Genomic DNA, 6917 nt, shown 5'->3' on the forward strand with positions numbered 1-6917 from the left:
ACGACGCCGCCCCCACCCCGCCCGATGCCTTACGGCGCTTCGCCCCGGCCCTGCCGCGGCAGCCCCAGCTCCACCGAGGCCGCCGAACTGCAGTACTCCCGCACCGCGCTGGTCCGCGCCACCACGCGCCCCTGGTGCACGACGATCCGGCTGTACGCCAGGGACAGCGCCCCCGCCAGCCCGTCACCGCGCACCGCGAGCAGCTCGGCCGGGAAACCCGCCTCCACCCGCACCTCGGGCAGCCCCAGCACCGCCCGCGCCGCGGAACTCACCCCGTCGTACGCCTCTTCGGGCGACAGCCCGTAGCGCGAGGCCAGCAGGAAGGCCGCCTCCAGCGGATCGCCGCGGCCCACGGGGTTGGACACGTCCCGCAGCGCCCCGCTCCCGGCGGCCACCCGCACCCCGGCCGCCCGCAGCAGCCGTACCGGAGCCGCCCCGCGCCGGTCGACACCACCGCAGCCGCCCTGCGGCAGGCACACCACCGACACCCCGGCTGCCGCGAGTTGGTCGGCCGTGCGCGCGGCCACGTCGGCGGGCAGCCGCCCGAGGTCGCCGCACGGGCTGAGGGTCACGCCGGTGCGCAGTCCGCCCGCCATCGCCGCGAGCCGGGCCAGCCGGGCGGGGTCCCCGGCGTCCGTGTGCAGGTCGACGGGGCAGCCGTGCTCGGAGGCCACCTCCAGGACCGCCTCCGCGTACCCCGTCGGATCCGGGTCGAGGTCCGGGCGGCCGCCCACCACCGAGGCGCCCATCTTCACCGCGTCGCGCAGCATCGCCAGCCCGTCCGCGCCGGCCACCCCGGTCAACACCCGGGGCATCGCCACCGTCGTCAGCTCCGCCAGCCCGCGCAGCGCCCGCCGGGCCTGCAGCACGGCCGCCAGCGCGCCGAGACCCTGGACGCCGCCCACGCGCACATGCGCCCGTGTGACCGTCGCCCCGTGCCCGAGCTGGAGCAGGGCGGCCTCGGTCGCCCGGCGCTGCACGTCCTGCGGCTCGTACGAGACCGGGCCCTCGTCGTCGGCCGACAGAGCCGTGTCGGCGTGGGTGTGCGGGTCGACCGGGGCCGGCAGCAGCAGATAGCCGCTGAGGTCCACACGCGCGCCGCCCGCGCGCGGGGTGCCCGCCGCCAGGCTGCCGGCCGTGCCGACCGCCTCGATGCGACCGCCGCCCAGCCGTACGTCCACGGTCCGGCCGTCGGTGAGCCGGGCGCCGCACAGCAGCAGCGACGACGGGTCCGCCGGACCCGGCGAGGACGACGGGGGCGGTGGCGGCTGCGGCCGGCTGTCGGGCATCGCACTCCAGGGGCTCGGGCTGTGCGCGGGAGGACGCATGATCACGCAGAGTGAGACGAGCCTAGGACGGCCTCCCGGCCCTGGCGGGGAGGAGCGCAATAGTCGTACCGGCGTGGTCCGCGCACGGGACGCGAGGCACGCACGGGGCTGCCGGGAGGACGGTCCGGGGCCCGGAGCGGGCGCCGCGAAACGGATTTGGGTGAACGGCGGCCGAGCGTGTAATGTCTTCATCGCTCGCCCCAATAGCTCAGTCGGCAGAGCGTCTCCATGGTAAGGAGAAGGTCAACGGTTCGATTCCGTTTTGGGGCTCTGGTGTGACTGGTTCCCGTCGCGAGGCGGGGCCCGGACCACATCAAAGCGGTGTAGCTCAGTCGGTAGAGCAAGCGGCTCATAATCGCTGTGTCACCGGTTCAAGTCCGGTCACCGCTACACACAGTAGCCGATTGCGGGGTCGGTCCTTCGATCGGCTACTCTTCTTGCGTTAAACAGTCCATCCGTTCGTCTTAGGAGCACTCACGTGGCTGCCACCGACGTCCGCCCGAAGATCACGCTGGCCTGCGTGGAGTGCAAGGAGCGGAACTACATCACCAAGAAGAACCGGCGTAACAACCCGGATCGTCTTGAGATGAAGAAGCACTGCCCGCGTTGCAATGCGCACACCGCGCATCGCGAAACGCGATAAAAACAGGCTCGTACACGAGGCCGTTCCCGAGTGATCGGGGGCGGCCTCGCGTCGTTGTAAGGGACCCGTACCGGTCAGTAGACCTAGCAGGAGGTACCGAGCCATGGCGCTCGATCAGTCCTTCGTGGGGCGGACGTACCCGCCCACCGCGCCCTATGAGGTGGGCCGGGAGAAGATCCGTGAGTTCGCCGAGGCGGTCGGGGACGCCAACCCGGCGTACACGGACGCGGAGGCCGCCAAGGCACTCGGTCACCCCGATGTGATCGCCCCGCCGACCTTCGTCTTCGCGATCACCTTCGCGGCCGCGGGCGAGGTCGTCCAGGATCCCCAGCTCGGTCTTGACTACAGCCGCGTGGTGCACGGGGACCAGACGTTCGCCTATCGCCGGCCGGTCCGCGCAGGCGACCGGCTCTCGGTCACCTCGACCATCGAGGCGATCAAGTCCCTCGCGGGCAACGACATCGTGGACATCCGCGGCGAGGTGCACGACGAGGCCGGCGAGCACGTCGTGACCGCCTGGACCAAGCTCGTGGCCCGCGCGGCCGAGGGGGCGTGAGCGACATCATGACCGCGAAGATCTCCTACGCCGACGTCGAGGTCGGCACCGAGCTGCCCGCGCAGACCTTTCCCGTGACGCGCGCCACCCTCGTCCGCTACGCGGGTGCCTCCGGCGACTTCAACCCGATCCACTGGAACGAGAAGTTCGCGAAGGAGGTCGGCCTGCCGGACGTCATCGCGCACGGCATGTTCACCATGGCCGAGGCGATCCGGGTGGTCACCGACTGGGCCGGGGACCCGGGCGCGGTCGTCGAGTACGGCGTCCGCTTCACCAAGCCGGTCGTCGTTCCGAACGACGACCAGGGTGCCGTGATCGAGGTCGCCGGCAAGGTCGCCGCCAAGCTCGACGACAACACGGTCCGCGTGGACCTGACGGCCACCAGCGCCGGTCAGAAGGTGCTGGGCATGTCCCGGGCGGTCGTACGGCTGGCCTGAGACGGACGTGACGCGATGTAAGGGGCGCTCTCCATTGGAGGCGCCCCTTACGCGTGGGCGCGGCGCAGAGAAGCGCTTGACTTAGTTAGTGATTGAGCACTAACTTCGATGGCATGGCAAGGATGAGTGCGGAAGAGCGGCGCGAGAGCGTCATCCGGGCGGCGACGGCGGAATTCGCCCGGGGTGGTTACCACGGCACGTCGACCGAGGCGATCGCCCGCCGGGTCGGCGTCTCGCAGCCGTATCTCTTCCGGCTCTTCCCCGGCAAGAAGGCGATCTTCCTGGCGGCGGCCGAGCGGTGCGTCGAGGACACCATTCGGATGTTCGCCGAGGCGGCCGAGGGGCTGGAGGGCGAAGAGGCCCGCCAGGCCATGGGCGGGGCGTACATCGAGACCATCTCCGAACAGCCCGAGTGGCTGATGATGCAGATGCAGATGTACCTCGCCGTGGCGGCCGCCGAGGAAGAGGGGGACCACGAGTTCGGCGAGGCGGTGCGCGCGGGCTGGATGCGGCTGTGGGACACCATCCACCTGCCGCTGGGCGCCGACGCCCGCGAGACGACGGCCTTCCTCGCCCAGGGCATGCTCATCAACTGCCTGGTGGCCATGCGATTCCCGGCCGATCACCGGGTCTGGGCGGGGCTGAACCCGTCGGCGGCCGGCGGCTGACGACACGCAAGGGCGAGGACGCGGCCCTTTCATGACCTCGAAAGTTAGTAATCAATAACTAATCAATCACGGCACACACTCCATGGGGGAGCGATGTCACAGCAGACCGCACGTCGCGGGGGAGCCGTCTGGGCCCTCGTCATCACCAGCGTCGCCGGATTCATGGCGGCCCTCGACAACCTCGTCGTCACCACCGCCCTGCCCTCCATCCGGAAGGACCTCGGCGGGGGACTGCACGACCTGGAATGGACCGTGAGCGCCTACACGCTCACCTTCGCCGTGCTGCTGATGTTCGGCGCGGCCCTCGGCGACCGCTTCGGCCGCCGCCGGCTCTTCATCGCCGGCCTCACCGTCTTCACCGGCGCCTCCGCCGCCGCGGCCATGGCGCCCGGCATCGACTCCCTCATCGCCGCCCGCGCCGTCCAGGGCGCCGGCGCGGCGGTGATGATGCCGCTGACGCTCACCCTGCTGACCGCCGCCGTACCCGCCGCCAAGCGCGGCATGGCGTACGGCATATGGGGCGCCGTCAACGGGCTCGCCGTCGCCTCCGGACCGCTGGTCGGCGGCAGCCTCACCGAACACATCTCCTGGCAGTGGATCTTCTGGCTGAACGTCCCGCTCGGCCTGGCCCTGCTGCCGCTCGCCCGCCTCCGCCTCGCCGAGTCCCACGGCACCGGGGCCCCGCTCGACATCCCCGGCACCCTGCTCGCCAGCGGCGGTCTCTTCGGCATCGTCTACGGCCTGGTCCGCGGCCCCGCCGACGGCTGGACCTCCTCCCTGGTGCTGACCGGGCTCTTCGCGGGCGGCGCGCTGCTCGTCGGCTTCGTCCTCTACAGCACACGCGCCAAGAACCCCATGCTCCCGATGCGGCTGTTCCGCTCCCGCGCCTTCGCCGGCATCAACGCGGCGAGCCTGCTGATGTTCCTCGGTATGTTCGGCTCGATCTTCCTGCTCAGCCAGTACATGCAGGGCGTCCTCGGGTACTCGCCCACCGAGGCGGGCCTCAGGATGCTGCCCTGGCCCGGCATGCCGATGCTCGTCGCCCCGATCGCGGGCATCCTGGCCGACCGCGTCGGCGGCCGCCCGGTCGTCGCCGCGGGCCTGTTCCTCCAGGCCCTGGGCCTCGGCTACATGGCGGTCGTGGCCACGGCCGACGCCTCCTACGCGGCCCAGCTGCCCGCCCTGATCGTCAGCGGCGTCGGCATGGCCCTGTTCTTCGCCCCCGCCTCGCACCTGGTGATGTCCAGCGTGCGGCCGTCGGAGCAGGGCATCGCCTCCGGCGCCAACAACGCCCTGCGCGAGGTGGGCGGGGCGCTCGGCATCGCCGTCATGGCGTCGATCTTCGCGGCCCAGGGCGGCTACGAGACCGGCCAGACCTTCGTCGACGGCATGCGGCCGGCCCTGGTGACGGGCTCCGCGGTGGTGGCCCTCGCGGGCGTCGCGGCCCTGCTCACACCCACCCGGCGCCAGGCGGGACGGCAGCAGGCCCCGGCCGAGCCGGCACCCGTGCTCGCCGAGGCCTCCCACTGACCCCACCGCGACCCGACAAGGAGAAGCAGCCATGCCGACCCTTCCCTGGACCGTCCCGAACACCCCGCCTCCCGGCACCGAGGTGCACGTCTTCGCCTCCCGCTTCGAGACGCGCACGCTGTGGGGAGCGCTGAGGTTCCTCGCCGGCACGCCCGCCGTCTGGCGGCAGGTCCGCACCAGCCCCGGCGCCTACGGAGCGACCCTGCGGGCCAAGCCCTTCCAGCGGACCTTCTGGACCCTGTCCGCCTGGGAGTCCAAGGACGCCCTGCACGCCTTCGCCCGCGCGGGCACGCATGGACCGGCGGCAAGCGGCCTGGCCCCGCAGATGAAGGACTCTTCCTTCACCGCCTGGCAGGTCAACAGCGACGACCTCCCGGTCCCCTGGTCCGAGGCGCTGCGCCGCCTGACCTGACCACCACCACGTGCGGCCCCTTCCCCTGTGGGACGGGGCCGCACGCACGCGTGCCCGGCGCTGCCGGTGACGTCTCGTAGTCTTGAGCCCGTGCAGGAACTCCACGACGCCCCCCTCGCCCCGCTGACGACCTTCCGGCTGGGCGGCCCCGCGACCCGGCTGGTCACCGCCACGACGGACGACGAGGTGATCGCCGCCGTCCGCGAAGCCGACGAGGCGGGCACCCCGCTGCTGCTCATCGGCGGCGGCTCGAACCTGGTCATCGGCGACAAGGGCTTCGACGGCACCGCCCTCGTCATCGCCACCAAGGGCTTCACCCTCGACGGCACCCGGCTCGAACTGGCCGCCGGCGAGATCTGGACCGACGCCGTCGCGCGCACGGTCGAGGCGGGCCTGGCCGGCATCGAATGCCTGGCCGGCATCCCCGGCTCGGCCGGAGCGACCCCCATCCAGAACGTCGGGGCGTACGGCCAGGAGGTCTCCTCGACGATCACGGAGGTCGTCGCCTACGACCGCCGCAGCGGCGAGACCGTCACCCTGGCCAACGAGGACTGCGCCTTCTCCTACCGCCACAGCCGCTTCAAGTCCGACCCCGAGCGCTACGTCGTCCTGCGCGTCCGCTTCCGCCTGGAGGACGCCGAGGGCCTCTCCGCCCCTCTCCGCTACGCCGAGACGGCCCGGGCCCTCGGCGTGGAGCCGGGCGACCGCGTCCCCCTGGCGCAGGCCCGCGAGACGGTGCTCAAGCTGCGCGCCGGCAAGGGCATGGTCCTGGACCCCGAGGACCACGACACCTGGTCGGCCGGGTCCTTCTTCACCAACCCGATCCTCACGGACACGGACTTCGAGACGTTCCGCGCCCGCGTCCGCGACCGGCTCGGCGACGGGGTGGAACCCCCCGCCTACCCGGCCGGCGAGGGCCGCACCAAGACCTCCGCGGCCTGGCTGATCGACAAGGCGGGCTTCACCAAGGGCTACGGCGACGGACCGGCCCGCATCTCTACGAAGCACACGCTGGCGCTGACGAACCGGGGGAGCGCGACGACCGAGGATCTCCTGGCCCTGGCCCGCGAGGTCGTGGCCGGAGTCCGCGAGGCCTTCGGCATCACCCTGGTCAACGAGCCGGTGACGGTCGGGGTCAGCCTCTAGGCACCCGGCGTCCGGGCTGAGGCCGGGCGGGTCCGCAACCCGGCGTGACGAGATGCCGCCTGCGCCCACCCGTGCCGCCCCAGGCGGCACGCATGCCCGCAGCTAGGGCCTGTCGTTTGGATCATGCCGGCGTCGCGGGGCGTGGCACGCGCATCTGCCGCGTTGTCGTCGGTTGTCAACTCCCCCACGCTCGGCTG

8 protein-coding genes and 2 tRNA genes are annotated in these 6917 nt (G+C 72.1%); 9 read left to right on the forward strand and 1 reads right to left on the reverse strand.

Translation table 11 applies throughout. From position 1 onward, the window contains the following. Window positions 1-29: 29 nt before the first annotated feature. Window positions 30-1289 carry an amidohydrolase family protein gene (locus tag AB0I06_RS24820; RefSeq protein WP_363121041.1) on the reverse strand — a complete coding sequence of 420 codons (1260 nt, stop codon included), beginning with the start codon at window positions 1287-1289 and terminating at the stop codon, window positions 30-32. Window positions 1290-1525: 236 nt separating this feature from the next. On the opposite strand from AB0I06_RS24820, the gene AB0I06_RS24825 reads away from it, so the two are divergent. The 9 genes from AB0I06_RS24825 to AB0I06_RS24865 all read left to right on the forward strand — a co-directional run bounded on the left by AB0I06_RS24825 (window position 1526) and on the right by AB0I06_RS24865 (window position 6720). Further along, a tRNA-Thr gene (locus AB0I06_RS24825) sits at window positions 1526-1598 on the forward strand. A 47-nt stretch (window positions 1599-1645) separates the two neighbouring features. Continuing rightward, window positions 1646-1718, forward strand: a tRNA-Met gene (locus AB0I06_RS24830). 88 nt (window positions 1719-1806) lie between these two features. Continuing rightward, the gene (gene rpmG, locus AB0I06_RS24835) at window positions 1807-1971 is read left to right on the forward strand and encodes a 50S ribosomal protein L33 (protein WP_003948671.1); all 165 of its coding nucleotides are present in this window, start codon (window positions 1807-1809) and stop codon (window positions 1969-1971) included. Window positions 1972-2074: 103 nt separating this feature from the next. Next, window positions 2075-2527 carry a MaoC family dehydratase N-terminal domain-containing protein gene (locus tag AB0I06_RS24840; RefSeq protein ID WP_363121042.1) on the forward strand — a complete coding sequence of 151 codons (453 nt, stop codon included), beginning with the start codon at window positions 2075-2077 and terminating at the stop codon, window positions 2525-2527. A gap of 8 nt (window positions 2528-2535) precedes the next feature. Next, window positions 2536-2964, forward strand: a complete 429-nt coding sequence (locus AB0I06_RS24845; protein WP_363121054.1) for a MaoC family dehydratase — start codon at window positions 2536-2538, stop codon at window positions 2962-2964. 113 nt (window positions 2965-3077) lie between these two features. Continuing rightward, the gene (locus AB0I06_RS24850) at window positions 3078-3632 is read left to right on the forward strand and encodes a helix-turn-helix domain-containing protein (RefSeq protein ID WP_363121043.1); all 555 of its coding nucleotides are present in this window, start codon (window positions 3078-3080) and stop codon (window positions 3630-3632) included. A gap of 93 nt (window positions 3633-3725) precedes the next feature. Further along, window positions 3726-5162, forward strand: a complete 1437-nt coding sequence (locus tag AB0I06_RS24855) for an MFS transporter (protein WP_363121044.1) — start codon at window positions 3726-3728, stop codon at window positions 5160-5162. Window positions 5163-5193: 31 nt separating this feature from the next. Further along, window positions 5194-5574, forward strand: a complete 381-nt coding sequence (locus tag AB0I06_RS24860) for a DUF3291 domain-containing protein (protein WP_363121045.1) — start codon at window positions 5194-5196, stop codon at window positions 5572-5574. A 90-nt stretch (window positions 5575-5664) separates the two neighbouring features. Next, on the forward strand, window positions 5665-6720 hold the full coding sequence (locus tag AB0I06_RS24865; protein WP_363121046.1) for a UDP-N-acetylmuramate dehydrogenase: 1056 nt from the start codon (window positions 5665-5667) through the stop codon (window positions 6718-6720). Window positions 6721-6917: the final 197 nt, after the last annotated feature.

The organism is Streptomyces sp. NPDC050674 (assembly GCF_040654575.1).
GTDB lineage: Bacteria > Actinomycetota > Actinomycetes > Streptomycetales > Streptomycetaceae > Streptomyces.

Excerpts from the sequence above, each read along its gene's own strand:
- AB0I06_RS24820 (WP_363121041.1), bottom strand. The coding sequence starts at position 1,289 with ATGCCCGACAGCCGGCCGCAGCCGCCACCGCCCCCGTCGTCCTCGCCG.
- AB0I06_RS24840 (WP_363121042.1), top strand. The coding sequence starts at position 2,075 with ATGGCGCTCGATCAGTCCTTCGTGGGGCGGACGTACCCGCCCACCGCG.
- AB0I06_RS24845 (WP_363121054.1), top strand. The coding sequence starts at position 2,536 with ATGACCGCGAAGATCTCCTACGCCGACGTCGAGGTCGGCACCGAGCTG.
- AB0I06_RS24850 (WP_363121043.1), top strand. The coding sequence starts at position 3,078 with ATGGCAAGGATGAGTGCGGAAGAGCGGCGCGAGAGCGTCATCCGGGCG.
- AB0I06_RS24855 (WP_363121044.1), top strand. The coding sequence starts at position 3,726 with ATGTCACAGCAGACCGCACGTCGCGGGGGAGCCGTCTGGGCCCTCGTC.
- AB0I06_RS24860 (WP_363121045.1), top strand. The coding sequence starts at position 5,194 with ATGCCGACCCTTCCCTGGACCGTCCCGAACACCCCGCCTCCCGGCACC.